Annotated in this window: 20 protein-coding genes, 1 tRNA gene, 1 pseudogene and 1 riboswitch; of the genes and pseudogenes, 10 read left to right on the forward strand and 12 right to left on the reverse strand. The window is 66.2% G+C overall.

The features are described 5' to 3' along the window. Nucleotides 1-6: 6 nt before the first annotated feature. The 3 genes from P8X75_06385 to P8X75_06395 all read right to left on the reverse strand — a co-directional run bounded on the left by P8X75_06385 (nt 7) and on the right by P8X75_06395 (nt 5437). On the reverse strand, nt 7-1515 hold the full coding sequence (locus P8X75_06385; protein ID MEJ1994829.1) for a DNA polymerase Y family protein: 1509 nt from the start codon (nt 1513-1515) through the stop codon (nt 7-9). After that, nucleotides 1472-2083, reverse strand: coding sequence for a hypothetical protein (locus P8X75_06390; protein ID MEJ1994830.1), 612 nt, complete (start codon nt 2081-2083; stop codon nt 1472-1474). The genes P8X75_06385 and P8X75_06390 overlap by 44 nt, the downstream gene beginning before the upstream one ends. Nucleotides 2084-2173: 90 nt before the next feature. Continuing rightward, entirely contained in the window at nt 2174-5437 is a 3264-nt protein-coding gene (locus tag P8X75_06395; protein ID MEJ1994831.1) for an AsmA-like C-terminal domain-containing protein, read from the reverse strand. Nucleotides 5438-5518: 81 nt separating this feature from the next. On the opposite strand from P8X75_06395, the gene P8X75_06400 reads away from it, so the two are divergent. The 6 genes from P8X75_06400 to P8X75_06425 all read left to right on the forward strand — a co-directional run bounded on the left by P8X75_06400 (nt 5519) and on the right by P8X75_06425 (nt 12502). Then, nucleotides 5519-8503, forward strand: a complete 2985-nt coding sequence (locus tag P8X75_06400; GenBank protein ID MEJ1994832.1) for a bifunctional [glutamine synthetase] adenylyltransferase/[glutamine synthetase]-adenylyl-L-tyrosine phosphorylase — start codon at nt 5519-5521, stop codon at nt 8501-8503. Nucleotides 8504-8525: 22 nt separating this feature from the next. Next, entirely contained in the window at nt 8526-8993 is a 468-nt protein-coding gene (gene bcp / locus P8X75_06405) for a thioredoxin-dependent thiol peroxidase (protein MEJ1994833.1), read from the forward strand. Nucleotides 8994-9072: 79 nt separating this feature from the next. Beyond that, nucleotides 9073-10470: an alpha/beta fold hydrolase gene (locus P8X75_06410; protein MEJ1994834.1), complete on the forward strand. Its 1398-nt coding sequence runs from the start codon at nt 9073-9075 to the stop codon at nt 10468-10470. After that, on the forward strand, nt 10471-11421 hold the full coding sequence (locus P8X75_06415; GenBank protein MEJ1994835.1) for a DMT family transporter: 951 nt from the start codon (nt 10471-10473) through the stop codon (nt 11419-11421). A 48-nt stretch (nt 11422-11469) separates the two neighbouring features. Further along, nucleotides 11470-12279, forward strand: coding sequence for a ferritin-like domain-containing protein (locus P8X75_06420; protein MEJ1994836.1), 810 nt, complete (start codon nt 11470-11472; stop codon nt 12277-12279). 7 nt (nt 12280-12286) lie between these two features. Next, nucleotides 12287-12502, forward strand: coding sequence for a hypothetical protein (locus P8X75_06425; protein MEJ1994837.1), 216 nt, complete (start codon nt 12287-12289; stop codon nt 12500-12502). A 13-nt stretch (nt 12503-12515) separates the two neighbouring features. On the opposite strand, the gene prfB is transcribed toward P8X75_06425, so the two are convergent. The 4 genes from prfB to P8X75_06445 all read right to left on the reverse strand — a co-directional run bounded on the left by prfB (nt 12516) and on the right by P8X75_06445 (nt 17980). Next, a protein-coding gene (gene prfB / locus P8X75_06430; GenBank protein ID MEJ1994838.1) for a peptide chain release factor 2 occupies nt 12516-13641 on the reverse strand; the annotation gives its coding sequence in 2 pieces (ribosomal slippage) (nt 12516-13571 and nt 13573-13641; 1125 coding nt in all). 89 nt (nt 13642-13730) lie between these two features. Beyond that, nucleotides 13731-14054, reverse strand: a complete 324-nt coding sequence (hspQ, locus tag P8X75_06435; GenBank protein MEJ1994839.1) for a heat shock protein HspQ — start codon at nt 14052-14054, stop codon at nt 13731-13733. A gap of 130 nt (nt 14055-14184) precedes the next feature. Next, on the reverse strand, nt 14185-16680 hold the full coding sequence (locus tag P8X75_06440; GenBank protein MEJ1994840.1) for a penicillin-binding protein 1A: 2496 nt from the start codon (nt 16678-16680) through the stop codon (nt 14185-14187). A gap of 106 nt (nt 16681-16786) precedes the next feature. Further along, entirely contained in the window at nt 16787-17980 is a 1194-nt protein-coding gene (locus P8X75_06445) for an N-acetylmuramoyl-L-alanine amidase (GenBank protein ID MEJ1994841.1), read from the reverse strand. A 742-nt stretch (nt 17981-18722) separates the two neighbouring features. On the opposite strand from P8X75_06445, the pseudogene P8X75_06450 reads away from it, so the two are divergent. After that, nucleotides 18723-21430: pseudogene (locus P8X75_06450) on the forward strand (Rne/Rng family ribonuclease). Here the strand turns inward: P8X75_06450 and P8X75_06455 are convergent. Genes P8X75_06455 through thiO form a run of 4 tightly spaced genes read right to left on the reverse strand, consistent with a single transcriptional unit; the run spans nt 21427 to nt 24236 of the window. Beyond that, nucleotides 21427-22059: a thiamine phosphate synthase gene (locus tag P8X75_06455; protein ID MEJ1994842.1), complete on the reverse strand. Its 633-nt coding sequence runs from the start codon at nt 22057-22059 to the stop codon at nt 21427-21429. The pseudogene P8X75_06450 and the gene P8X75_06455 sit on opposite strands and share 4 nt — an antisense overlap. Nucleotide 22060: 1 nt before the next feature. Further along, nucleotides 22061-22846 (reverse strand): thiazole synthase, encoded by a 786-nt coding sequence (locus P8X75_06460; protein MEJ1994843.1) that lies wholly within the window; start codon nt 22844-22846, stop codon nt 22061-22063. 29 nt (nt 22847-22875) lie between these two features. Further along, the gene (gene thiS, locus P8X75_06465; GenBank protein ID MEJ1994844.1) at nt 22876-23094 is read right to left on the reverse strand and encodes a sulfur carrier protein ThiS; all 219 of its coding nucleotides are present in this window, start codon (nt 23092-23094) and stop codon (nt 22876-22878) included. Continuing rightward, nucleotides 23091-24236, reverse strand: coding sequence for a glycine oxidase ThiO (gene thiO / locus P8X75_06470; GenBank protein ID MEJ1994845.1), 1146 nt, complete (start codon nt 24234-24236; stop codon nt 23091-23093). The genes thiS and thiO overlap by 4 nt, the downstream gene beginning before the upstream one ends. Nucleotides 24237-24246: 10 nt before the next feature. Then, nucleotides 24247-24360, reverse strand: a riboswitch (TPP riboswitch). Nucleotides 24361-24495: 135 nt separating this feature from the next. Between thiO and msrA the strand changes: the two genes are divergently transcribed. The 3 genes from msrA (at nt 24496) to P8X75_06485 (ending at nt 25884) form a co-directional block, all read left to right on the forward strand. After that, nucleotides 24496-24966, forward strand: coding sequence for a peptide-methionine (S)-S-oxide reductase MsrA (msrA, locus tag P8X75_06475; protein MEJ1994846.1), 471 nt, complete (start codon nt 24496-24498; stop codon nt 24964-24966). Nucleotides 24967-25031: 65 nt separating this feature from the next. After that, nucleotides 25032-25658 (forward strand): glutathione S-transferase N-terminal domain-containing protein, encoded by a 627-nt coding sequence (locus P8X75_06480; protein ID MEJ1994847.1) that lies wholly within the window; start codon nt 25032-25034, stop codon nt 25656-25658. Between the two features lie 136 nt (nt 25659-25794). After that, nucleotides 25795-25884: transfer RNA gene (locus P8X75_06485), tRNA-Ser, on the forward strand. Between the two features lie 175 nt (nt 25885-26059). Here P8X75_06485 and P8X75_06490 read toward each other — a convergent pair. Then, on the reverse strand, nt 26060-26694 hold a 635-nt coding region (locus P8X75_06490; GenBank protein ID MEJ1994848.1), incomplete at its 5' end, for a hypothetical protein.

Here is a 26694-nt window from a genome sequence, read left to right on the forward strand (position 1 = left end):
GCCCCCTCACCCGAAGAGTCCGTGGAGGTACCAGCGGCCCTCGACGCGGAACAGCCAGAAGCGCCGCCCTTGCGCATCCTCCACCCGGAAGTAGTCGCGCGCGGAAAGGCCCTGCTCACCCTCCGGCAGGGACCACCACTCCGGCAGAATGCGCTCAGGGCCTTCGGCGCGCGTCACTTGATGCTGCTGGCGGCGCCAGAGGAAGCGCGCGGGCGCGCTGTCAGGCAGGAGGGCCAGCGCCTCGATCGGCTCGGGGTTGGGCAGAAGCCGCAAGGGACGGCTGCGCGCGCGCCAGGGCGCCCAGTTCTCGTTGGAGGCCCGGCGCTCCGGCAAAGGAGGGCTCTTCTTCTGGGCCGCCTCAGGCCAGTGGCTCTCGCGCGGCGTCACGCGGAAGACCCGCCCTTCCCCCAAGCGGCCCGCGAGCCGGTCGACCAGGGCCGCAGCGTCCTTGGCCGCCTCTGCGCTGGAGAGGCTCAGCTGCCGGTCGCCGAGCGGCTCGGCCCGCTCGGCCTCCAGGCTCAGGACTTCGACGCCGAAACCGGGGTCCAAACCCTCCAGATGCTGGGCGAGCAGGCGGCGAAGGTGGTCGCTGTCGCGCGTCGCGCGGCTGACGCCCAGCGCCAGGGCATCGCAGCTTCCGTCGACCCGGTGAGCGGTGAGGCGCAGGCGGCGCAGCCCCTGCCCGGCCGCGCGCAGCCGGCGGCAGAGGGCCAGGATAAGCCGCTCAACGCCACGCTCGATATCCTCGGCGGAGGCGATGGGTTCGCCGAAAACCAACCGCTCCTCGAAGGGCGCTTGCGGGCGTCTGGGCGAGAGCGGCTCGTCGAGACCGCCCAGCGCCTGCTCAAGACGGCGCTTCAAGGCCCGGCCGAGCCGCGGCTCCAGTCCGGCGGGCGGCAAGCCGTAGAGCGCCCCGACGCGGATCAACCCGAAGCGCGCGAGCAACTCCTCCTGCCAGTCCTCCAGCCGCAGAGCGGCGACCGGCAGACCGGCCAGCGCCGCACGCTGGCCGCCGGGCTCCAGGCTCTTGGCCTGCTGCTTCGCGCCGGTCAGGAAGCGCGCCGCCGCCCAGGCCGCGCCGGGCGTGTCGGCCAGACCGGCGCGGGCGGTGAGGCCCCGTTCCGAGAGGCGGCCCAGCAGGGCGTCGAGCAACGCCTCCTCCCCGCCGAAGAGATGCGCGCAACCGGTGATGTCGAGCCAAAGGCCAGCCGCGCCCCCATCGCAAGGACCGTTCTCGCCAGGCAGGGCCTCGTAAGCGACCCAGGGGCTGAAGCGCTGCGCCCAATCGCAGAGCCGCTCCAACGCGCGGCGTTCGAACAGCGGGTCACGCTCCCGGCTGCGCAAGGCGGGCAGAAGCGCGCGCGCCTCGGCGAGCGGCAGGCCGGGGGTGAGCCCCGCCGCCTCCGCCGGCCCATTGAGCGCGGCCAGACGAAGCTGCTGGCCCTCCCGCGCGACCAGCGCCAGGGGCTGCTCATCCTGCGCCGAGGGCTCGCAGCGCCAGGCCTGCGCCCTCATCAGCAGCCGGCACTCGGTCGCAAAACGGGGCAGCCATAACGAAACGACCCGTCGCATTCTCCCACTCCAAAACAAAGGCCCCCGGCCGGCCGCCACGGCAACGCAGCAGCTCGACCCGCCAGGCAGGCGGACCCGGCAAACGCTCTTCTCCTCTTTCCAAGGCACCACCCGGCGCCGGGGCGATGCGCCAATGACTGGCCGCCCCGCCCGGCCTTTCCGGCGAGAGCCCGAAATTGAGGAGACCGGGGCCATAGAGGTCCGCGTGCCGTGTGATCCAGAGCAACGGGCCGGGCCGGACAGCCTCCGGCGCGGTGGCTTCCATGAGTTGCCGCAGCAAGGCGGCGAGGAAACCGGCTGCCAGGCCGTCGTCCCACTCCAGCCGGGCGGGCTCCACCAGATGCAGGGCCGGCAGCGGTAGACCGCCCTCCGGCAGCAGCGCGTCGAGCGCCGGCAGACCGAAGCGCAGACGGGCCCGGGTCTCGGCCAGATCGTAGCCTTCCAGCTTGCGGATCTCTGCGCGCAGGCTCGCCAATCTTTCCTGCTTGCCGCCGGGCATCGGGTCTCCCACTCCACGAATGTTCTTGTTATGTTCTTATTTGTAGAACGCCCAGGCGGGAGGGTCAAGACAGGCAGGGTGGGCTGGCGGCTGAATCAGCCTCTATTCGGGCCGCTTGCCGCCCTGTGGCGTTTTGAGAATCTCGGTGTCCATCTTGCCGTCATCGTCCCCTTCCCCCGGCACACCGAAGAGGTTTCTCAAAAAGCCCGGCGCCAAGACCGAGAGCGGATTGACGCTGACGTCCGGCTCCTCCACCGGTCCGCTGATCCCGTAGGTGACGGCGAAGACGCCCTCGCCCTCCCCGCCGGTCAGGATCGTGCCCAGGAGCGGAATGGCGCCCAGCACGCGGTTGACCGAATAGGCCGGGACGACCGTTCCGTTCAACTTGATCTGGTCCTGGTCGAGATCGATGAAGCCTTCCGCCGTAAGGCCGATGGCCGGGCCGAAGGCGCGCATCAACTCCGTGGACAGGCGGCCCCGCGTGGCGCTGAAGTCGCCGCTGATCTCCTGAAAGGTGATCCCGTCTCCACCCAGCACGTTCAAGATGCCGGTCAGAGAGGCGAGCGTCAGGATGCGCGCCAGAACCGGCGCCTCAACCAGCTTGAACTCCTCGATCAAGAGAGAGCCGTTCAGGGGCGTGGCCCAGGAACGATCGCTCCGCCGCGCCGAGATGGAGAGCGCGCCGCCCTGCATGGTGTCGAAGAGGTTCACCGCCCTGAACAAGCCGCCCGCATCGCCCGAGGTCACCGACAGGACCTGTCCTCCGCCTTCGCCGGCAGGGCCGTAGTCGATCTCGATCCGCTCGCCGGCGGCCTCATCACTCCTGAGCGGCGCCGGGATTCGCCCGCCGACCCGCACCCGCAGCCACCCGTCAGGCACACGCTCCAGCACCAGAGAGGCCTGTTCCAGATAGCGCCCTTGCGCAAAGCGCACCTGCTCCAGATCCTTCACCTCGATCCGGAAGTTGCTGTCGTCCTCGTCGGGCGGCGCCTCCTGCTCGGAGGATGCTTCCTGATCGAGCGCCAGGAACGGACCCAAATCGAGGATGCCTCCCTCGGCCAGCATCTCGAAGCGCGAGGCCCGCTGCAGCAGGGTCACCCCCCATAGCGACTGGTCGCCGAACGCGACCTTGGAGAGCTGCGCGCGCTCAATGGTCGATCCGACGTCATCGAAGAAGGCTTCGCCCAGCAGCGTCAGGGACCCCGCCTTAATATCGAGCCCCTTGATGGCGACCGGCCGGAAGTCCTGCAACTCCAGCACCAAGGCCGCCCGACCAGGCTCCCCGACCGGCTTCTCCCAATCCAGCAGCACGGGAACCGACAGCTCCGCACGCTCAAGGTCCAGGTCCAACCCAACCTGGGAGAAGCCGTCGTCGGTCTCCTCGTAAGAGAAATCGGCGGCGACCGGCCCACGAAGATAGGGATCGCTGTCGAGACCGAGCTTTGCGACGCCTGTCTCGTCAATGCTGGGAACGGAGCCCTCGACCTGCCGGACCAGACCGTTGGCCGGCTCGAAATACTCGTGCCAATCGAAGCTGGCGGGGATGCCGCCCAAAGCGCCGTCGCCCGAGAGCCGCATGTCGCTCAATGTCACGGCCAGCTTCATGTTTCCTTGACTGAGGTCCTGGCCCAGCACGACCTGATCAAGCGCCGCCCCGGTGAGGTCCGCATCGGCGCGCAGTTCCAGCTCCTCAAGCGAGAGGTCGTTGATCAGGGGAAAGCGGAAGAAGAGAAGCCCTTCCGCCTGCCCCGCCGCCCCCACCTTGGAAAGACCAAGGCGGCTGATCAGCCCAAGACGGGGATGATCGAGCAGTTCCAGGATGCCCGGCACAGCCCCCTGCGCCCGGTGCTCGATGGTGATGTAATGGTCGACCTCCTGCAGTCCGGTGATGTCGATGCTGCCCTGACTGACGCCGATGCCATCCAATTCTCCGCCTTCCGCGCTGAGGCGCAGGCTTTCCGGCGTGAAGCTGGCGCTGCCGGAGATGCCCTTTACCGGCGGCATTGGCCGCAGATAGTGGACCTCCAAACCCTCATAGGAGAAACCGCCACTGAGATCGGTCAGCGCCAGGGCGTCCAGATCGCCATCCGGCGCTTCCAGCCGGAGCGTTCCGGAAAGATCGCGCGCTTCGCCCGCCGTGATGTTCTCCACCACCCAGGCGCGCCCCCCGTCGACAAGCGGCGGCGGCCAGTAGCGGGCGAGATCGGGCACCGCCAAACGGTCGAGCCCGAAGGAAAGTTCGGCAACGAGGTCATCAGGGTCCGGCCTGAAGATATTCTGGCTGAGACCGCTCAGGCTGCCGGACGCCGCGATGACGGGGCCGCCCTCCTCCTTACCCATACGCAGTTCGAACGTGCGCAAGTTGACGCGGCCTTCAAGCATGTCCAGCCCGGCGCCCAGCGACATCCCGCGCAGCGGCAGCCGGTCCAGCTGCAGCTCGGGGATGGTGACGCTTCCCGCCCCCGTCTCCAGGTCCACGGCGGCGGTGATCAAACGGCCCCGCGTGGTCAGCTGCCCGACGATGCTGCCTGAAAGCGCGAGGTCGAAATCCCGCAGCCGCATCAGGCTCGGCTGCGCGATCGCCTCGTAAAGCGCCGAAGGCCGCAGACCGGAGAACTCGATGGCGCTGTCGAGCTGCCGGCTGTCGCGGTCGAAAACCATCTGGGCTTCGATGGTCGTGGTCGAATCCGCCAAGGCCACCGAGAGATCCAGATCGGCGCTGATGCCCCGATCTATGCGGCGCAAAGTCAAGAAGGCGTCGGGCGCCCGCCACACCGTGCCCGAAGCCAGATCGGTCAAGGTCATACGCGCGCCGATCACCCGAATCTGACGCAGGGCCGAGAGCGGCGATCCTTCCCGGTCGTCCGGGTCGTGCATCAACTCGGTGAGGATGATGTCGTCGATCTCGCTGCCGTCCGCCTTCGCGTCGCTCCGTTCCGAGTCGAGCGGTCTTGCGGCGTTGAGGTCGAAACTGCCGTCCTCCCGCCGCACCAGATCCAACACCACGCCGATAATGTCGATCTGGCTGACAGAAACCTCGCCCCTGAGCAGATCGCCGACCGAAAGCGTGACGCTGACCAGGGGCAGATCGACCAGAGTAACGCCTTCCTCGTCCTCGATCCGAAAGCCGAGGGCGCGCAGGTCGGGCCGCTTTTCCGCACGGTTCCATGTGAGCACCAGATCGACCATGGAGACCGAGAGCCCGCGCTCACGGTCCTCCAGCGCCTCGACCAGCTGCGGGCGGAAAGCGGAGAGGCTGATGGGTCCCTCGGACAGACGCCACACAAAGCCAAGCGCCAGCACCGCCAGCACGACCACCGCGCCCAGCAGCATCTCGATTGCGATCTTGGTGCTATGGCGAATCATGCGTCTGCGCGGTCTCCCACGGATCCTGCCGTGCCGCCAGCCCTTGACCGGGCGGGCAGGCCTTCCGCACTCTCATCAGCCATGACGGCGAAAACCAAAATACACAGCTCCTTTGCAGACCCTTCGCTTTGGCCGGCCGCGGGCGATGAAACGCGCCTCGAACTCTACAGGGAGCGATGGCAGGAACTGCTGCAACGCCGCCGGGAGGATGACTGGTGCGAAAGCGCTCAGGCCCTGGCGGACGACGAAGCCGGCGCGGCCCTGCTTTCCGCCCTCTTCTCGAACAGCCCCTATCTTAGCGACTGTCTGCTGGCTGACCCCAGATTTTTTCTAACCCTCGCCGGTGAGGGCCCGGAAGCCGGACTCAAGGAAAACGCAGCCCTGCTTCAGGCAGAACTGGAGCAGGCCGACATGGCCGCAGTCATGCGCGCGCTGCGCCAGGCCAAGAAGCGGATGGCGCTGGCCGTGGGCCTCGCCGACATCGCGGCCGTCTGGCCGCTTGAGCAGATCACTGGGGCGCTCAGCGACTTCGCGGCGCTCGCCAGCCGTGCCGCCCTCGCCTTTCTCTTGAAGCAGGCGGAAGAGCGCGGCGAGTTGGAGTTCGAAAAGGGCGCCGACCGGATCGAAGAGAGCGGATACTTCCTGATCGCCATGGGCAAGCTGGGCGCCGCAGAGCTGAACTATTCCTCCGACATCGACCTGATCGCGCTCTACGACCCGCAGAAGGCCCGGCTGACCGGCAAGCGCGGCCATCAGGAGCTCTTCACCCGGATCACCCGCGACTACGCACGGCTTCTGGATGAGCGCACGGGCGACGGCTACTGCTTTCGCGTCGACTTCCGCTTGCGCCCGGACCCGGCGGCGATGCCCCTGGCGATCACCACCCAGGCCGCTGAGGTCTATTACGAATCACTCGGTCAGAACTGGGAGCGGGCGGCCATGATCAAGGCCTCGATCCTGGCCGGGGACAAGGCCTCTGGCGAGGCTTTCCTCAAGAGCCTCAGGCCCTTCGTCTGGCGCCGCAACCTCGATTTCTGGGCGATTCAGGACGTGCATTCCATCAAACGCCAGATCCACGCCGCCAAGGGCGGAGGCGACGCCATTGCGGTCGAGGGGCACAACGTGAAGCTCGGGCGCGGCGGCATCCGGGAGATAGAGTTCTTCGTTCAGACCCAGCAACTGATCTTCGGCGGCCGCGACCCTTCGCTGCGCTGCCGCTCCACGCTCCAGGGGCTACAGGCGCTGGCCGAGGCCGAGAGGATCGCGTCCGAGACCGCAGGGGACCTGGACCAGGCCTACCGGGAATTGCGGCGGGTCGAACACCGCCTGCAAATGATCGAGGACAAGCAGACCCACTCCATTCCGACCAAGCCGGAAGCCGTCGAGGACCTGGCGATCTTCCTCGGCTACGACAGCCGGGAGGCTTTCAGGGAGGCTCTCCTGAAGACCCTGGGCTGCGTCGAGCGGCATTACGCCGAGCTTTTCGAGGAAGAACCGGACCTCGCCGGGCCCGGCAATCTGGTCTTTACCGGTGGCGAACCCGACCCCGACACCATGAAGACGCTCGACGAACTAGGGTTCGAGGACGGCGAGCGCGTCTACAACCTCGTCAAGGGCTGGCACCATGGGCGCTACCGCGCGCTGCGCGCCACCCGGTCGCGCCAGATCCTGACGGAGATCATGCCGACCCTGCTGACCGAGATGGGGGCGACCGCCGACCCGGATGAGGCCATCGTCCGCTTCGACTCTTTCCTCAAGGGCTTGCCCGCCGGGGTGCAGCTCTTCTCGATGATCTATTCGAACCCCTCGCTCTTGAACCTGCTGGCGGAAATCATGGGCAGCGCGCCCGCGCTTTCCGAGCGGCTCGCGAACCGGCCCAGCCTGCTCGACGCCGTCCTGGGCGGCGACTTCTTCGAGCCCCTGCCCGAGCGGGAGACGCTGGAGGCCGAGCTCGACGAACTGCTGGCCACTGCCCTGGACTTCCAGGACGTCCTCGATCTTTCCCGCCGCTGGGCCAACGACCGCCGGTTCCAGGTGGGCGTGCAACTGTTGCGCCACGCGATCGACGTGCGGGATTCGGCCCGCGCCTTCACCTTGATCGCGGAAATCACGATCGCCGCGGTCTTCCCCGCCGTGCAGGAACAGATCGTGGAGGCGCATGGCGAGCCCCCCGGCGGCGGCATGGCGGTGATCGCGCTGGGCAAGCTCGGCGCGGGCGAGATGACGCCGACTTCCGACCTGGATCTCGTCTTCCTCTACGACGCCGAGGCGAACGAGACCTCGGACGGCAGGAAGCCGCTGGCCGCCAGCCAGTACTACGCGCGCCTCGGCCAACGCCTGATCACCGCGCTTTCGGCCATGACCGGAGAGGGCCTGCTCTACGAGATCGACATGCGGCTTCGCCCTTCGGGAAACGCCGGCCCCCTCGCCCTCTCGCTCGCGGGTTTCGAGCGATATCAGAGGGAAGAGGCCTGGACCTGGGAGCACATGGCCCTGACCCGCGCGCGCGTGCTCGTCGCCGGACCGGAGCTGAAGAACGCGATCGAGGAGAAGATAGAGACGCTTCTGGTCCAGCCGCGCGACCCCGAGGAGTTGTTGCGCGACGCCTCCATGCGCGAGCGGCTCGCGCGCGAGTTCAAGGCCAAGTCGCCCTGGGAGATCAAGCAGTCGCGCGGCGGGATCGTGGATCTGGATTTCGTCATTCAGTCTCTGATCCTAAAGCATGCCAGCGAGCAGCCCGGCGTGATCCGCTGTAACAGCCTGACCGCCCTGGACGCCCTGGCGGAGGCGGGGGCGCTGGAGAAAGCCGAGGCGGAAAGCCTGAAGCAGGCCAGCCTGCTTCTTCAGACCCTGCAATCGCTCCTGCGCCTGACGCTGGAGGGCCGCTTTGAGGAAGAGACCGCACCGGACGGAGTCAAGAAGGCGCTGGCGGCGGGATGCGGGGCGCTTGATTTCGACGAGCTAAAGGCCAAGTTGAAGGCGTCCAACGAGGCCGTTCTCTCCGCCTTCCAACGGACCATCGAAGAGCCGGCGCAGGCCCTGCCGGCACCAGCAGACGAAAAGTAAAAAGAGGAGACTAAAGGCAGCCATGACTCTCAACCCCGGTGACAAGGCCCCCGACTTTTCCATGCCGACCGATGGTGGCGGCAGCGTCAGCCTCAAGGACCTGAAGGGTAAGAAGGTGGTCCTATACTTCTACCCGAAGGACGACACGCCGGGCTGCACCAAGGAGGCCTGCGGCTTCCGCGACGCCCTGCCCGACTTCTCCGGCGCGGACGCCGAGATCATCGGCGTCTCCAAGGACAGCGTCGCCAAGCACGACAAGTTCAAGGCCAAGCACGAGCTGCCCTTCACGCTGGCCTCCGACGAGGACGGCTCGGTCTGCGAGGCCTATGGCACCTGGGTCGAGAAATCCATGTACGGCCGCAAGTACATGGGGATCGACCGCGCGACCTTCCTGATCGGCCCCGACGGCAAGATCGCCCAGGTCTGGCGCAAGGTGAAGGTGCCAGGCCACGTGGAGGAAGTGCTGGAAGCCGCCCGGCAGATCGGCTGACCCAGCCCGTCCCGAGGCTTTGCCTTCGCGCCCTCACCGGCCCTATGCTTTGGGACTGCGGGGAACCGGGAGAGAGAGCATGACGTCTGAGCGGCGGCTCGCGGCCATCATGGCGGGCGACATGTCCGGCTACAGCCGGTTGATGGAGGCCGACGAGGACGGCGTGATCGCGCGCCAAAAATCCCATCGGCGTGAGCTGATCGACCCCACGATCGAACGGCACAGGGGCCGAATCATCAAGACCACGGGCGACGGCCTGCTGGTCGAGTTCGCCAGCGCCCAGGACTCGGTCAACTGCGCCATCGAGATCCAGCAAGGCATGGCCGCGCGCGAGGCTGACATCGCCGAAGACTCTCGCATCCGCTACCGCATCGGCATAAACGTCGGCGACATGGTCTTCGATTCCGGCGATGTCTTCGGCGACGGCGTCAACGTGGCGGCCCGTCTGGAGGCGCTGGCGGAGCCGGGCGGGGTCTGCCTTTCCGAAACAGTCCATCAGATGCTGGGATCGAGGTTCGGGCATGTCTTGCGCGATCTCGGGTCGCAACGGGTCAAGAACATCAGCCGCCCGATCGGCGTTTGGCAATGGAGTCCCGATCCGCCGGCACGTGAGCCGGAGGCTGAGGAGGAGGCGCTGAACCAGCGCGTCCAGTTCTGCATGACGGACGACGGCGTGCAGCTTGCCTACGCAAGCGTCGGCGAGGGAACGCCTGTCTTCAAGGCGCCCAACTGGCTGAACCATCTGGAGTACGAGTGGCGCAGTCCGGTCTGGGGACCGATGCTGTCCGCAATCGCGGCAAAACACCGGCTCGTGCGGTTCGATCAGCGCGGCAACGGCCTGTCGGATTGGGAGGTCGAGGAGATTTCCTATGGCCGGATGATCGCCGACATGGCCAGGGTGGTCGAAGCCTCCGGCCTGGAGAAGTTCGCTCTCCTCGGCATATCGCAAGGCTGCGGCCTATCCGTACGCTTCGCCGCCGAGTACCCGGAGAAGGTCAAGTGCCTGGTGCTCTACGGCGGCTACTTGCGCGGGCCTCTGACCCGTGGCTCGAAAGAGAATCAGGAACTACATGACGCCAGCGTCGCCATGATCCGTCACGGCTGGGGCTCGCCCAACGCGACCTACCGGCATTTCTTCACCGAGGTTTTCATGCCCGACGCCACAGCGGAACAAATGGAGAGCTTCGACGAACTGCAACGGATCTGCATCACGCCGGAGAACGCCGTGCGCATTCAGGAGATGATCGCCCGCACCGACGTGGCGGCCTACGCAGCCCGCGTCCAGGCGCCAACGCTGGTGCTCCATGCGAGAGGCGACCAGCGGGCCCCCTTCGAGGAAGGCCGGCGCATGGCGGCGCTGATCCCGGGCGCCCGCTTCGTGACCCTGGAGGGAAACAATCATGCCTTGCTGGAGGGCTCTCCGGCCTTTAATGAGTTCTTCAAGGAGTTCAACGCCTTCCTGGAAGAGAACGGCTGATTGGCAGAATCCCCTCCCCCTCCCGCATCGGTCAGGCCCCCTGAGGCGCCGACCCTGAGAAGCATCCGTCAGGGGCAACCGCAGGATTACGCCAAGCTTCTGACGCTCGGTGCGATCTGGGGCAGCGCCTTCATGTTCATCGCCGTCGCGTTGGAGGGATTCCCGCCGCTCGCGTTGGCGGCGCTGCGCGTGCTGGTCGGCGCGGCGGCTCTCACCACCTTCGGGCTGCTGATGGGCGAGCGCTGGCCGAGGGGGGCCAAGGTCTGGGCGCTGATCGCCGTGATCGGCCTGGTCAACACCGCCCTGCCCTTTTCGCTGATCGCCTTCGGACAGACCGGCGTCGCGGCGAACAGGGCTGCGATCCTGATGACGACGGTGCCCTTCGCCACGCTGCTGCTCAGTCACATCACGACCCATGACGACCGCATAAACGCCCCCAAGCTCTTCGGCCTGACGCTGGGTGTTTCAGGCGTGCTGCTGGTGGTCGGGGTGGATGCGCTCACTGTCGGCGGGCAGTCCATTCTGGGGCAGCTTTCGATCATGGGCGCGGCCTGCTGCTATGCGCTCAGCAACGTGCTGACGCGCCGCCTCTCCTACCTGCCGCCAACGCTGGGGACCGCCTGTTTCCTCCTGACGGCGGCGGTCTACATGGGCCCGCTCCTGGTCTTCTTCTGGTGGCCGGAGAAGCCGCCGGAGACCTGGGAACCCTATGCCGCAATCCTTGCTCTAGGCCTGGCACCCACGGCGCTGGCCTATGTGCTCCGCTTCCAGTTGATCCGCGACGTGGGCAGCACTTTCCTCTCCCAAGTCGGCTATCTGGTGCCGATCTTCGGCGTGTTCTGGGCCTGGGTCGTGCTGGGTGAGGTTCCAGGACTCTCCGCGCTCGGCGCGCTGCTGCTCATCCTGCTCGGCGTACGGGTCACCCAGTGGAAGAGGAAGCCCCGGCCCTAGGCGGCTTTCGGCTTGGCAGAGATGGCCCGCTCGCGGCATAAGGGCGCCATGCAAGAGAACGAGCGAACACTCTGCGGTCTGGCGCGCGCGGTTCTGGCGACGGCCAACGCGTCGGAGAAGGCCGAAGCGAGCCGGCGCGCTGCCGAGGCTTGGCGCAGCGGCGCGCTCGACGGTCTGGGGCAAGCGGGTGCGCCCGCGCGCCCTGCCCGTCCGGCATCTCCCGCGCTGCGCCCGCCGCGCGAGGTGCCCCGCCGCAAGATCAACAGCAACCCGCAGGGGCGCATCGCCCTCCTGCACGCGCTGGCCCACATCGAACTGAACGCCATCGACCTCGCCTGGGACATCATCGCCCGCTTCGCCTCCGGCGATCTGCCCGAAGGCTTCTTCGACGATTGGGTCACCGTCGCCGACGAGGAGGGAAAGCACTTCCTGCTCCTTGAGGCGCGGCTCGGCGAGTTGGGCGCGGCCTACGGCGAACTTCCGGCCCACGACGGCCTCTGGCAGGCCTCGGAGGAGACGGCGGGCGACCTGCTCGCGCGGCTCGCGATCGTGCCGATGGTGCTGGAGGCGCGCGGCCTCGACGTGACGCCCGCCATGATCGAGAAGCTGCGCGCTGCCGGCGATGAGCCCAGCGCGGCCATCCTGGAGATCATCTACCGCGAGGAGATCGGGCATGTCGCCAGCGGGCGGCGCTGGTTCGACTGGCTTTGCCGGCTGCGCGGTCAGGAACCGAAGGATACCTGGCAGGCCTTGGTGAACCGCCATTTCCGGGGCCGGCTGAAGCCGCCCTTCAATGCGCCTGCGCGCGAGGAGGCCGGGTTGCCCGAGGACTTCTATGCCCCGCTCGCCCTGGATTGATGCTCCCGTGGGCCTGACCGCAACCCTCGTCAGCATCTGCGCGGCGGCCCTCATCGCCCTGGTCTGCAACATCATCGACCGCCGGCCCAGTGAGCCGGGCAAACCCCGCCTCGTCCCCTATCTGGCGATCCAGTACGTGGCGCTGCTGGTGGTGGTGCTGATGCTGGGCCACCTGATCTCTCTTCTGACCGGAAAGCCCTTCACCGGACGCCAGGGCTTCTAGCCCAGCGGACTTACTAGTCGGCGTCTTCGCGGGCCGATCCCCGGTCAAGACGCTGGGCCAGGGACGCTTCGAGGAACGCATCGATGTCGCCGTCCAGAACGGCCTGCGAATTGCCAGTCTCCACCTGCGTGCGCAGATCCTTGACCATCTGATAGGGCTGCAGGACGTAGGAGCGAATCTGATGTCCCCATCCGATGTCGGTCTTGGATTCGGCCTCGGCGGCGGCGGCCTCCTCGCGCTTTTGCAGTTCGTGCTCATAAAGGCGGGCGCGCAGCATGTCGTAGGCCTGGGCCCGGTTCTTGTGCTGCGAGCGGTCGTTCTGACACTGCACGACAATGCCGGTCGGCAGGTGGGTGATACGAATCGCCGAATCCGTCTTGTTGACGTGCTGACCGCCCGCACCGGAGGCCCGGTAGGTGTCGACCCGCAGATCCTTGTCCAGGATCTCCACCTCGATCGTGTCGTCGATCACGGGGTAGATCCAGACCGAGGCGAAAGAGGTGTGACGCCGCGCTTGTGAATCATAAGGAGAGATGCGCACCAGCCGGTGGACGCCCGCCTCCGTCTTCAGCCAGCCGTAGGCGTTTTCGCCCTTGATCTGAAGGGTGACCGACTTGACGCCCGCTTCTTCGCCCGGGCTCTCCTCCAGCCAATCCACCTTGTAGCCGTGCTGCTCGGCCCAGCGGGTGTACATGCGGGTCAGAATCTCGGCCCAGTCCTGGGCCTCGGTTCCACCGGCCCCGGCGTGAACCTCCAGGTAGCAGTCGTTGGCGTCCGCCTCGCCGGACAGCAGGCTTTCAAGCTGGCGCTTGTCGACCTCGGCCTTGAGGCGCGCCAACTCCTTCTCGCCTTCGGCGATGCTGTCGCTGTCCTCCTCGGCCTCGCCCAGTTCGATCAGCGTCAGGGCATCCTCAAGCGCCTGCTCCACCGCGCGCACGCTGCTGACCGCCTTTTCCAGACGGTCGCGCTCGCGCATCAGGGCCTGCGCCTCGCTCGGATTGTTCCAGAGGTTGGGGTCTTCCGCCCGGCCGTTCAGTTCTTCCAGCCGGTTGAGAGAGGCTTCCCAGTCAAAGATGCCTCCTCAGCAGGGACAAGGACTGACGAATCTCCTCGACCACCGCTTGGGTTTCAGCGCGCATGGGGTGTCTTTCGCTCCGAGTTGGATGTTCCGCGCCCTGCCGGTCGCCCGGCCTGGCGGCGCGATGCTAATGTGAAGGATAAAGCGGCGTCAATTGACCTGCTGGTCACGCGGGACGTAGCGGCCCGCATCGGACAGTTCGAAGTACGAGGGCACGTCCGGATGGCTGACCGGAAGGCCGGTTTCGTCGACCTGCAGGTTCTGTTCCGAGACATAGGCGATGTAGGTCGTCTCCTCGTTCTCCGCGAAGAGATGATAGAAGGGCTGGTCCTTGCGCGGGCGCACCTCTTCTGGGATCGACTCCCACCACTCCTCGGTGTTGGAGAAGGTCGGGTCGACGTCGAACACCACGCCCCGGAAACCATAGTGCCGGTGGCGTACCACATCGCCGATGGTGAACTTCGCTTCACGCATGGTCTTCTCGCCAATCGCTGCGTCTTGGATCACTCTCATGGATTCAATGTGGCAGCCAAGATCGGCTTAGGCAAGTGCTGCACCGCAGCGAAAGGCGCCCTCTCCTCCCAGAAGAGTCAGTGGAGGAGAGTCAGTAGAGGCCGCCCCTTCCGATGTTCTCCACCGCCGGCGGCTTGGGCCGTGGCGCTGGGCTTGCCGCCTCTCCCTCGGCGCCGCCCTCGACGCCGGAGGTCAGGGCGGGCTCGCTGTAGGCGGGCGGGCTGTAGCCAGACCCGGGCTCGGTTCCCGGAAGGAAAGCCTCTAAGACCGCGCCCTCCGCACCGGGCGAAGTCGGCTCCCCGGTCGCCCGGTTGACCCAGACGAGGCGCACGCCCGGCGGAATCCGGTAAGGCGTGATCGGCTCTCCCTCCAGCGCATCGCGCATGAAGGACTTGAACACCGGCAACGCCACGCTGGAGCCGGTCTCGCGCGGGCCGAGCGGTATCGGCGTGTCGAAGCCGACGTAAACCCCTGCGACCAGATTCGGCGAGAACCCCATGAACCAGGCGTCGCGGCTCTCGTTGGTGGTGCCGGTCTTGCCCGCCAGGGGGCGGCCGAGTTCCTTTAGGCGCACGCCGGTTCCGGCCTGCACCGCGCCCTGAAGGATGGAGACGATCTGATAGACGGCCGCGGGATCGGCGATCTGCGGGCGCAGGTCCGGGGGAACCGGCACCGGCTGATTCTGCCAGGCGACGCCCGCGCAGCCTTCGCAGGGTCGGTCGTCGTGGCGATAGATCGTGGCCCCGCGCCGGTTCTGGATGCGGTCGATCAGCGTGGGAGCGATCGCCTTGCCGCCGTTGGCCAGCTCGGAATAGGCGGTGACCATGCGCAGCACCGTGGTCTCCGCCGCGCCCAGCGACATGGCGAGCGTTTCCTGGAGATTATCCACGATGCCGAAACGCTCCGCCGTGGTCGCGATCTTGTCCATGCCAACCTGCTGAGCGAGCCGCACGGTCATGAGATTGCGCGACTTCTCCACGCCCAGGCGCAGGGTTGAGGGACCATAGAACTTGTCCGAGTAGTTGGCGGGCTTCCACTTCTCCAACTCCGGGCCCTGATCGATGGTGATGGGCGCGTCCAGGATGATCGAGGAAGGGGTGAAGCCGTTCTGGAAGGCCGTCAGGTAGACGAAGGGCTTGAAGGCCGAGCCTGGCTGGCGCTTCGCCTGGGTCGCCCGGTTGAACTCGCTTTCCTGGAAATTGAAGCCGCCGGTCATGGCCAGCACGCGCCCGGTGCGCGGGTCCATCGCCACCATGCCGCCGGATACCTCCGGGATCTGGCGGAGGCCGAAGCTGCCTTCGGGGTATTCCTGCCCCTCCTCGTTCTCCGTCACCGGCTCCACCAGGATCAAGGCGCCGCGCACCAGCACGTCGCTGGGGCTCTTCGGCGCGGCGCCGACCCGCTGGTCTTCCAGCCAGGGCCGGGCCCAGGCCAGTTCGGCGAAGGGGATGCTGCCCGTGCCGCCGCCCGCGAGACCGATCTCCGCCGCCTCGCCGCTGAGCGAGAGCACGGTCGCCAAACGCCAGCGGTCCAGCGCACCGGCCGGCTTCTCGACCGTCTCCATGCTGGCCTGCCAGTCCCACTCCTCGGGAATGTCCTGAAAGACGCCCAGAGGTCCGCGCCAGCCGTGGCGCCGGTCATAGGCCATCAAGCCCTCGCTCAGAGCGTTCTCCGCGAACTCCTGCAGGCGGCTGTCCAGGGTGGTGCGGACCGAGAGGCCGCCTTCGTATAGCGCCCGGTCGCCGTAGAGCTCCGCCAGCTTGCGCCGCACCTCCTCTACGAAGTAGTCGGCGCTGGCGGTGGCCGCGCTGCTGCGCTCGCGGACCTTCAAGTCCGCTGCCGCGGCGGCGTCGGCCTGCTCGGGCGTCACGTAGCCGTTTTCGAGCATCTGGGTGATGACCCAATTGCGCCGGGAGATGGCGGCCTCGGTGCGGCGGGTCGGATGGTAGTTGTTGGGCGCCTTGGGGAGAGCGGCAAGATAGGCCGCCTCGGCGATGGTCAACTCGTCCATCGACTTGTCGAAGTAGTTGAGCGCGGCGGCGGCGATGCCGTAGGAGCCTTGACCCAGGTAGATTTCGTTCAGGTATAGCTCGAGAATGCGGTCCTTGGTGAAGGCCTTCTCGAGCCGCAGCGCGATGATCGCTTCCTTGATCTTGCGGGTGAGCGAAACCTCGTTGGTCAGGAGGAAGTTCTTGGCCACCTGCTGCGTGATGGTGGAGGCCCCAACCGGGCGCCGCCCCTGCATGACGAACTGCACGTTCTTGATCGCCGCCGCGGCGATCGAGGGCAGATCCACGCCCGGGTGCTGATAGAAGGTCTTGTCCTCGGCGGAGAGGAAGGCGTGGACGACGCGCAGGGGAATGGCCTCGATCGGCACGGCCACGCGCTTCTCGATGGCGAACTCGGCCAGCAGGCGTCCGTCGCCGGCATGGACGCGGGTCACCGTCGGCGGTTCATAGCTCGCCAGCTGCTCGACGTCGGGCAAGTCCTTGCCAAAGTAGTGAAAGGCGTAGAGCGCACCGGCCACGCCCACGATGGCGCCGGTGAAGCCCAACCCGAGAAGCCAGAGGAAGAGACGCTTCAACATTATGCGGTGCTTCGGAATTCCTGCATTGAACGACTATCGCAGCGCAAAATGACAGGAATGGGGCGAAAAAGCCAAGCCGCAATCGGGCCGAGAGCGCACTCCCGCTTTAGCGCATGGACTGTTGCCAAGCGAAGTAGCGGTCCACGGCATCGACGAGCCCACTCACAAGCTGGGCGCGCTCCTTTTCAGACTTGAGCTTCCTCTCATCGTTGGGATTGGAAAGGAACCCGAGTTCGACCAGAACGGAGGGCACGTCATGGGCCTTCAGCACCACGAAGCCGGCGAATCGATGCGTGTTGCGCAGCAGTTCGGTGCGCCCTTTCAAATCCTCGACCAGCATGGCGGCAAAGCGCGCGGAGAGGTTCATGGTCTCCCGCTGGGTCAAGTCGAGCAGGATGTTGGAGACCTCGTCGGGATGCTCCTCAAGCTCAATGCCGGCGATCAGGTCTGCCTTGTTCTCCGAGGCCGCGAGTTGCGCTGCCACCGAGTCCGAGGACTTCTCGGAAAGCGTATACACGGAGGTGCCGCTCAAGGCTGCGTCGCCATGCGAATCCGCGTGGATGGAGATGAAGAGATCGGCGCCCGCCTTGCGCGCTATCTCCCGCCGGTCGCCGAGCTTGACGAAAATGTCCTGCTCGCGGGTCATCACCACGTTGTAGCGCCCCTGTTTTTCCAGACCGCGCGCCAGTTCCTTGGCGAAGGACAGAACGATGTGCTTCTCGTAGATGCCCGAGCGGCCGATGGCGCCGGGATCGACCCCGCCATGCCCCGGATCGATGACCACCGTGATGCGGTCGTCGCCCGCGGCAACTTGCGGGCGCGTGATCGGCTCCGGCTTGGGCAGCGGCTTGTCGCTCACAAAGCTCTGCTGGGCGGCGGCGAACTCGCTCGCGCTGACCTTGGCCAGGTCGACCACCAGACGATAGGCGTTGGTGCCGTTGGGCGGCAGCAGGAAGACGGCCTTGACGGCGACCGGCTGCTCGGCGTCCAACACCACGCGGGTCGTGCCGGGAGCGAAGAGCCCGTGACGCAGCATGGCGATGACGCCGCCGCTCTTGGGCGTGACCTCGCTCGGCAAGGTCCAGTCCAGTTCCGCCAGATCGATGACCACCCGGTAGGGGGAAGCGAGCGTGAAGACGCGGTAAGCCGGCTCCTCGCTCAACTCCAGCACGAAGCGCGTCTTGTCGGGGTGCGCGCCGATGCGAAGGTCCTCGACGGCGGGCTTCGCCCAGGCATGCAGGCTCACGCCTGACAAAGCTGTCAGGAGCAGCAACAGCCCAATAAGCCTGCGCAACTGCATCCGAATTCTCGCAATCGTCCCCTAATCGTTTGGGCAATATAACAGAATCGCGACTCCACAACCAAGAAATACTGTCAGGAGTCGCTTTCCCGCCCATTGGCTGGATTCGCCCCTTCCCCTTGGTTAGCAACCTATCCTAGGGGAAAATTGCCACGCGTACGGAATAACATGTCTGGCGTGCATTTTTTTGCATTGAGCCGAGGGGCTTACTCAGCGTATTGTACGCCTGTCTTCCGAAGTGTGCGCGCCTTCCCGGCGCCGCAGCGAAAAAGATTTGTCGTTGAAGGGTTTGGACCTGACCGGGTCCCCTCCGAATAGACGGATCGAAGCGGCGGGGAAAAGCGGTCGCACTGCACATCGGGTCCGAGTCCGGACGCGGGAGCCTTCCTGAGGGTCATCGTCGTAACGAAGGTGATCTGCAAACAGGATCAAAAGGAGCTCCGCGCCTCGCGGGCCGGTGTCGGCAAGCCAGTTTGGGTTTGGCGGCGTTGCCTTCGACAAGTCGTGGTTTCGACGAGATCGGAGATCGCCGCTTCCAATATCGCAAGGGACAGGTCGCCCGCCACAAAGGGCCGCCGACTCCCTAGAGAGCCAAGGAACGAGTAGAGAGGAAGGAGACCGGCAATGGATCGAAATCTCAACACCTCTCAGCCGTTTCGGGTTTCTCCCATCATGACAACGCGCGCGCCGCGGCTTGGTCCGAGGACCGGCTCGATCCGGCGCGTCGAGGAGAATTCGCCTAATGGCAAAACGTATGTTGATCGATGCCACCCACCCGGAAGAAACACGGGTGGTGGTACTCTCAGGCCAGCGTCTCGAAGAGTTTGATATCGAGGCGGCGTCTCGCAAGCCGCTGAAGGGAAACATCTATCTGGCGAAAGTAACGAGGGTCGAACCCTCGCTTCAGGCCGCCTTTGTGGACTATGGCGGAAACCGCCATGGCTTCCTGCCCTTCAGTGAAATCCATCCCGACTACTACCGCATCCCGATCGCCGACCGCGAAGCGCTGATCGCCGAGGAGAGCAAGCGCGCCAACGGCGCCGGCGATCCCGACGACGCGCCCGAGGCCGCCGAGGCGAGCGCCGAGGATGCCGCGGAGGAGCCCGCCGAGGGCGACGCGAACGGTGACGGCGATGGCGACAACAACGCCGAGATCGAGCAGGTAGAGGTCGAATCGAGTGTCGACACCCTCGACGGCGATGAGGCCGAGGACGCCGCGCGCCGCCGCTCCGCCCTGCTGCGCCGGTACAAGATCCAGGAGGTCATCAAGCGCCGTCAGGTGATCCTGGTCCAGGTGACCAAGGAGGAGCGCGGCAACAAGGGAGCTGCGCTCACCACCTATCTGTCGCTGGCCGGGCGCTACTGCGTGCTCATGCCCAACACGCCGCGCGGCGGCGGCATCAGCCGCAAGATCGCCAGCGCCCAGGACCGCAAGCGCCTGAAGTCGGTGCTGGCCGACCTGGACATTCCCGATGGATCGCCGTCATCGTGCGCACCGCGGGCAGCCAGCGGACCAAGGCGGAGATCAAGCGCGACTACGAGTACCTCATGCGCCTTTGGAGTGAGATCCGCGAGAACACCTTGCAATCGACGGCGCCCAGCCTGATCCACGAGGAAGGCGACCTGATCAAGCGCTCGCTGCGCGACCTTTATGCGCGGGACATGGACGAGATCCTGGTCGAAGGCGACGAGTCCTATAAGTCCGCCAAAAACTTCATGAAGCAGCTGACCCCGAGCCACGCGCGCAAGGTCAAGCAGTACAAGGACGAGCGCATCCCCCTCTTCCACCGCTTCCAGGTGGAAAACCAGTTGGACGCCATCCACACGCCCGTCGTGCATATGAAGTCGGGCGGCTACATCGTGCTGAACCAGACCGAGGCGCTGGTCGCCATCGACGTCAACTCGGGCCGGGCCACGAAGGAACGGCACATCGAGGAGACGGCGCTGAAGACCAACCTGGAGGCCGCCGACGAGGTGGCGCGCCAGCTGCGCCTGCGCGATCTGGCCGGTCTGGTCGTGGTCGACTTCATCGACATGGACGAATCGCGCCACAACCGCGAGGTGGAGCGCCGCTTCAAGGAGGCCATGAAGGCCGATCGCGCGCGCATTCAGCTCGGCCGCATCTCGCCCTTCGGCCTGCTGGAGATGTCCCGCCAGCGCCTGCGTCCCTCCCTGGTCGAGACCTCGACCGAGATCTGCACGCACTGCGGCGGGACGGGCCGGGTCCGCTCCATCGAGTCCACGGCGCTTTCCATGCTGCGGCTGCTCGAAGAAGAAGGCATCAAGCGCGGTGCTGGCCGGATCGTGCTCACCGTTCCGACCGAAGTTGCGCTTTTCGTGCTCAACAACAAGCGCGACCATCTGGCCGCGATCGAGCAGCGCCACGGTATCCATGCCCTTCTACAGGCTGACGAGCGCCTGACGGCCCCCGACTACCGCCTGCAGCGCCACGAACTGGCCGAAGGCGAGGAAGGCCTGCCGCCCGCCGAACTCACCGCCTACGAGAGCGTTGACGAGGATGACGAGGTCGAGGAGCGCCGCGCTGGCAGTGGTGCTGGCGCTGGCGGTGAGGAGCGTGAGGAAGGCGGACGCCGCCGCTCGCGCCGTGGCGGCCGCAACCGCCGCCGGGGCGGTGACCGTGATGAACGGCCCCGCGACGAACGCCCTCAACAGGAAGCCGCCGCCGAGAGCGACGAGGAATCCAGCGAAGAGGAGAGCTCTTCCGACGAGCGCCAGAGCGCCCAGGCCGGAGACGACGAGCAGCAGGAGCGCAGCGGCCGCAAGCGCCGCCGCCGGGGCAAGAGGGGCGGACGCCGCCGCTCGCGTCGCCGGGACGAGAACGAGCAGCAGGCTTCCGATTCCCAGGATGGCGCGTCCCAGGATGGCGAGTCCCAGCAGGACGAGAACCAGCAGGACGAGAACCGTCAGGAGGCAAGCTCCGGCGAGAATCAAGCTGAAGAACAGCAGGGTCAGGATGCTGCCGCTCAGACCGCCGATGAGGCTAAGGACGCACAAGCGGCCGAGAAGCCCAAGCGTAGCCGTGGCGGGCGCGGCAGGGGCAAGAAAGCTGCTGCCGAAGAGGCCGCTGCCGAGGCGACCGCCGAGGCCCCTGAGCCTGCCGAGGGCTCTGCCGAAACAACTGAAGAGGAGACGCCGGCGGCTGAAGAGAAGCCCAAGCGCAGCCGCTCCCGCTCCAAGAAGAAGGCCGAGCCCAAGGAGAGCAAGGCCGGCGGAAACGGCAAGGGTCCCGAAACCGAGGCTCAGGCCGAAGCGGAGCCTCAAGCTCCCGCCGAACCCCAGCCCGAATCCCAGGCCCAACCCGAGGAAAAGCCGGCCTCCGCAGCCAGCGAGGACGAAGAGGCTGAGGCGCCCGGCGTCGTGATCGACGTCGACAGCGCCAAGGAATCAAAGCCGAAGAAAACCGGCTGGTGGAGCAAGATGGGGATCTAGTCCCCGGCGCGCCAGGCTGCGTTCAGCGCGGCAAAGGCCCCGGCGGGGTCCTCGGCGCGCATGATACTTCCCATGACGGCAAGGCCTGCCGCCCCCATCCGGCGGCAGGCCTTTGCTTCTTCGGCCCCCTCGATGCCGCCCAGCGCGAGGACGGGCAGAGGCGCGTCAGCCAGCCAAGCCGCCGCCCCTTCGCGATCGAGCGGCGGGTAATCGGGCTTGCTTGCCGTCTGGAACAAGGGGCTGAGTGTGGCGTAGTCCGCCCCCTCCTCCGCCGCCCGGCGCAGCGCCGTTCCATCGTGGCAGGAGATACCGATCCGCGCGTTTTCGCCTAGTCGGCGCCGCGCAGAAGCGATATCGCCTCCCGCCGGAAGGTGCAGCGAGGTCAGACCCAACTGAGAGACCAGGACCGCATCCGCCGCGTGGATGGACAGAGAGGCTGGCTGCCCCTCGAAGAGCGGCTGGATTTCCTGCGCCAGCTGGCGCAGTTCACTTTCCGGCAGGTCCTTCTCGCGGAGAGAGAACCAGCGGCAACCAACCTCCAGCAGCGCAGTGACGATTTCCGGCAGGGAGCCGCGCGCCTGTTTGCGGTCGCTGATGACCATCAGCGGCGGCTCGGGAAGCGCCCTCACCTCACCCGCCGATCAGGCCCAGCTGGGGGCTCGAAGGCTCGGCGTACTTGCGGCGCGGTATGCGGCCCGAAGCGCGAGCGGCCCATCCGGCCTCGACGCCCAGCCTGAAGGCCGTCGCCATGCGGACGGGCGCCTCGGACTTGGCGACGGCTGAGTTGACCAGAACGGCATCGCAGCCGAGTTCGATGGCCAGCGCCGCCTCGGAGGCTGTGCCGAGCCCCGCATCCAGCACCACCGGAACGCCTGCGCGCGAACAGATCAGCTCGATCATGGCCGGGTTGGCGATACCCTGGCCGGAGCCGATGGGCGAGCCGAGCGGCATGACGGCGGCGCAGCCGACATCCTCCAGCTTGCGGCAGGTAACCGGATCGTCGTTGCAGTAGGGCAGCACGACAAAGCCTTTGTCGACCAGTTCGGCGGCGGCCTCCACCAGCTGCTCCACGTCCGGATAGAGCGTTTCCCGGTCGCCGATCAGCTCCAGCTTCACCCAGTTGGTCTCCAGCGCCTCGCGTCCCAGTTCGGCGGTCAGGACAGCGTCCTTGCGCGTGGTGCAGCCCGCGGTGTTGGGCAGCAGCCTGTAGCGGTCCCCCAGCAGGTCCAGCAAGCTCTCCGCGTACCCTTCGAGCCCGACCCGCCGGATCGAGACCGTGACCAGTTCCGCCCCGCTCGCCTCCAGGGAATCAAGAAGAAGCTGTTGATTGGGGTATCCCGCCGTCCCGATAAAAAGGCGCGAGGCCAGCGGCTGGCCCGCGATGGTCAGGGTTTCCTGCTTTTGAAGATCGGTCACTTGGCCGCCTGTCCTTTCAGCTTTGCTCATCAGCCGCCCGCCGCCGGCTTGACGATTTCCACCACGCTGCCCTCGGCCAGCGGGGTATCGGCCCAGGCCGCGCGGGCCACCACCGAGCCGTCCAGCGCGATGGCGATACCGCGCCGGGCGGGATCGAGCCCCTCCTCCCGCAGCAGGTCGGTGAGGCTCGCCGCGTGGCTGCGGCGCTGCTCTCCATTCACCTTGATGACGCGCGCCTCTCCGCTCATGCCGTTCTCCTGCCCGCCGAGGGGAAACGGGCCAGCGTGAAGCCTTCCGCCACGTCCGGCAGGCGGCCTTCCAGGATCCCCTGGCTCACGGCCTCGGCGGTCAGCGGCGCCAGCAGGATTCCATTGCGGTGATGCCCGGTCGCGATATGAAGCCCGGCGACATCCGGCACCGGACCCAAAATGGGGGCGTCGTCGCGGCTGGTCGGGCGGTGGCCGACCCAGGTCTCCTCGACCGGCAGTTCCTCTATCGCGGGTAGGGCGCGCCAGGCGCCTTCGAGCAGCGACAGCAGGCCGCCCGCGGTCAGCTTGTCGTCGAAACCCTTTTCCTCGACGGTCGCCCCGATCAAGAGACGCCCGTCGGCGCGCGGAACGAGGTAGAGCTTCGGCGCCCAGAGCACGTGTTCGATCAGCGGAAAGCGGGTTTCCATCCGCAGTGCCAGCATCTGGCCCTTCAAGGGCCGGACCGGCGCGCGCGCCGCCTCGGGCAGCCCGGGCATCTCTCGCGCCCAGGCTCCGGTCGCCAGCACGACGGCGTCGGCGGCGATGCGCTCTCCGTCCACGATAAGCCCCCTCGCCCGGCCGCCTTCGCAATCGACCGCTTCGACCGCGCAGTTCTCGCGCAACTCGACACCAGCCTTCGTGACCGCGACCTTCAGGGCTTGGGCCAGCAGGCGATTGTCCACCTGGTGGTCGTTGGGCGAATAGACGCCTCCCGCAACGCCCGGACGCAGCTGCGCCTCGCGCCTGCGGGCCTCGGCGGCGTTCAACCACTGGAGATCCACGCCCAGCCGTTTCTGAAAGTCATAGGAAAAGCGAAGCTGCTCCAGATCGTCGCGTGTCGGGGCCACCACCAGCGTGCCCTCGGCGCGGTAGCCAAGGCTCATCCCGCTTGCGGCTTCCAGCGCATCGCGGAAGGCGGGCCAGCGTTCCTGGCTGGCGCGGTTCAGCGCCCAGAGCGCCTCTTCTCCCGGTTCGGCCTCCACCCCGGCGGCCAGCATCCCCGCCGCCGCCCAGGTAGCACCGCGCCCGGCCTCTCCACGGTCGAAGAGCCTGACCCGGCAGCCGGCACTGGCGAGCCGCCAGGCGATGGCGAGACCGCAAACGCCCGCGCCCGCAATCGCGATGTCGGGCTTTGCTTCCACTCTTTTCTGTCCGCTGCGCATCACGGCTCCCTACGCTGGTTCTAGCCAGATCAGGTTCATGGGTCTTATCTCAGCCGCGCCGTCGCTCTCATGAGAATGCGGGGCGGCACCCCAGCCTTTCGATGACATAGATGTGACCTCCCTTGCGCTGCTTCGCAAGGGTAAAGCGCGTATCGGAGATGGAACTCCGCCCTTCAGGCCCCTAGATTAGAAGCAAGAGAGATAAAGCTGTCCCTTTGAGCAAGGAAGGACACCGATCATGGAAACCGCAACCTTCGCCGCCGGATGTTTTTGGGGAGTGGAAGAGGCCTTCCGCACCCTGCCTGGCGTCAAGCAGACCCGCGTCGGCTATACCGGCGGCACGGTCGAGAACCCCTTCTACGAGATGGTCTGCGGCGGACGCACCGGCCATGCCGAGGCTTTGGAGATCGTCTTCGATCCCGAGGTGGTCAGCTTTCAGGAGTTGCTGGACCGCTTCTTCACGATCCACGACCCGACGCAGATGAACCGCCAGGGACCGGACATCGGCACGCAGTACCGCAGCGCGGTCTTCTACCACTCGCCCGAGCAGGAGAAGGCGGTGCGCGAGACCATCGAGCGCCTGCCCGAAGAGCGCGCCTACACCCAGCCGATCGCGACACAGGTGGTCCCCGCCGTGACCTTCTATCCGGCCGAGGAGTATCATCAGCAATATTTCGCCAAGCGCGGCCTGGTAGGCTGTCACGTCTGAGCAGTTCCGACCGAGCAATCCTGACGCCGGACAGGGATTCAAGCGAACTTAAAGAAGGAAAGCGGATGACCATCCAGCTCTATACCTGGGGCACGCCCAACGGCCGGAAGATCTCGATCATGCTTGAGGAGGTCGGGCTCGCCTATGACGCCCACTCCGTCGACATCTCCAAGGACGAGCAGTTCGAGCCCGAGTTCTTGAAGATCAGCCCGAACAACAAGATCCCGGCCATCGTGGACCCGGAAGGGCCCGGCGGAAAGCCGCTCTCGCTGTTCGAGTCCGGCGCGATCCTGATCTATCTGGCGGAGAAGACCGGCCAACTGATGCCGCAGGAGCCACGGGCGAAGTATGAGTGCCTGCAATGGCTGATGTGGCAGATGGGCGGCTTCGGCCCCATGCTGGGTCAGGCGCACCACTTCTTGCGCAAGCCCAAGGAAGACGTCCCCTACGCCAAGGACCGCTACCGCAACGAGGCCAAGCGCCTCTATGGCGTGCTCGACAGGCTTCTTTCGGAGCGCGAGCACATGGCCGGCGACTACTCGATCGCCGATGTCGCGACCTATCCCTGGGCCGCCCGCCACACTTGGCACGAGGTCGAACTGGCGGATTTCCCGAACGTGAAGCGCTGGTTCGACATGCTTTCCGAACGCCCCGCCGTACAGCGTGGAATGAAGGTGCCCTTCCGTAACTGACCGGCCCCAGGAACTACCCGGCGAACCTCCCGGCAGGCCATTCCGGGCCAACCCCGAATGGCTCGTTGACAAGGTACCGAGCGACCACTAGAACCCAAAGCCGCAAACAGCGTGATAACTAAAGCCCCAAGCGTGCGGAGGGGTGGCCGAGTGGCTGAAGGCGCTGGTTTGCTAAACCAGTAAGCGGGAAACTGCTTCGAGGGTTCGAATCCCTTCCCCTCCGCCATTCTTTCCACCGAAACTCTCCTGCCGGTTTGCCGTCCTAGAAGTCGCCGGCATTTCAGGCGCTTAACCCGCAAGTGGCAGATATTCGCCATACTATGGATAGGCGTTTCGAGGCCGAATCCGGGCGTGATTCGCCGCATATCTCTGCGCGGACAAATCGAGTGCCAGTTTGCTTTTCAGGAGGGTGCGCGTGGTGGGCGCTTTGGGCCTAATGCGGCTCGTAGCCTAAGAGCTTGCGTTGCTCTTGCCAGTCGATGGGCAGACGTTTGAGGAGATCTTTCTTCAACAAGTCGGGCCGCCTTCTCCCGGAGAGGATCTCCTCGACGCCGCCTTCTCCCGGAGAGGATCTCCTCGACAATGTCAGGCGCCAGAGATGCCAGATGGATGATATATCCGACATAGCGTCGGGAGAGACCTTCTGTCTCTGCAATATCCTCGAGACTGGTTACCTCCCCCGCGGTCAGGAGCTCCCGCCAGTGCTGTGCGCGGGCGATCGCTGTGATCAGACCAGCATCCGGAGACGCTGATCTGATCGGCTGCTTCGGTCTAAGGATAAGAATCTCGTTTCCCCGCTCCTTGATCTCGATAGGCTCTTCCAGGGTGATGGGATCTTCGATCCAATCTTTCAGAAGCGCTCCGGGAAAGATCCCTCTCAGGTAGCCGGATAACGCCTCGCAGTGCAGGCGTATCTCGAGCTGGCTCCCGATCAGGGTTACTCTGGCTATGAATTGCCGGAGCTGAGCCTGGCGCTCGCATTCCGCCAACTTGTCTAGCGCGTGGACGGTTTCTTCTGCTGCTCGTCGATAGACCT

Origin of the sequence: Limibacillus sp. (assembly GCA_037379885.1) — a bacterium.
Classification (GTDB): domain Bacteria; phylum Pseudomonadota; class Alphaproteobacteria; order Kiloniellales; family CECT-8803; genus JARRJC01.

Coding starts and splice junctions, on each gene's coding strand:
- P8X75_06385 (MEJ1994829.1), bottom strand. CDS start 1,515: ATGAGGGCGCAGGCCTGGCGCTGCGAGCCCTCGGCGCAGGATGAGCAG.
- P8X75_06395 (MEJ1994831.1), bottom strand. CDS start 5,437: ATGATTCGCCATAGCACCAAGATCGCAATCGAGATGCTGCTGGGCGCG.
- P8X75_06400 (MEJ1994832.1), top strand. CDS start 5,519: ATGACGGCGAAAACCAAAATACACAGCTCCTTTGCAGACCCTTCGCTT.
- bcp (MEJ1994833.1), top strand. CDS start 8,526: ATGACTCTCAACCCCGGTGACAAGGCCCCCGACTTTTCCATGCCGACC.
- P8X75_06410 (MEJ1994834.1), top strand. CDS start 9,073: ATGACGTCTGAGCGGCGGCTCGCGGCCATCATGGCGGGCGACATGTCC.
- P8X75_06420 (MEJ1994836.1), top strand. CDS start 11,470: ATGCAAGAGAACGAGCGAACACTCTGCGGTCTGGCGCGCGCGGTTCTG.
- hspQ (MEJ1994839.1), bottom strand. CDS start 14,054: ATGCGTGAAGCGAAGTTCACCATCGGCGATGTGGTACGCCACCGGCAC.
- P8X75_06440 (MEJ1994840.1), bottom strand. CDS start 16,680: ATGTTGAAGCGTCTCTTCCTCTGGCTTCTCGGGTTGGGCTTCACCGGC.
- P8X75_06445 (MEJ1994841.1), bottom strand. CDS start 17,980: ATGCAGTTGCGCAGGCTTATTGGGCTGTTGCTGCTCCTGACAGCTTTG.
- thiS (MEJ1994844.1), bottom strand. CDS start 23,094: ATGAGCGGAGAGGCGCGCGTCATCAAGGTGAATGGAGAGCAGCGCCGC.
- msrA (MEJ1994846.1), top strand. CDS start 24,496: ATGGAAACCGCAACCTTCGCCGCCGGATGTTTTTGGGGAGTGGAAGAG.
- P8X75_06480 (MEJ1994847.1), top strand. CDS start 25,032: ATGACCATCCAGCTCTATACCTGGGGCACGCCCAACGGCCGGAAGATC.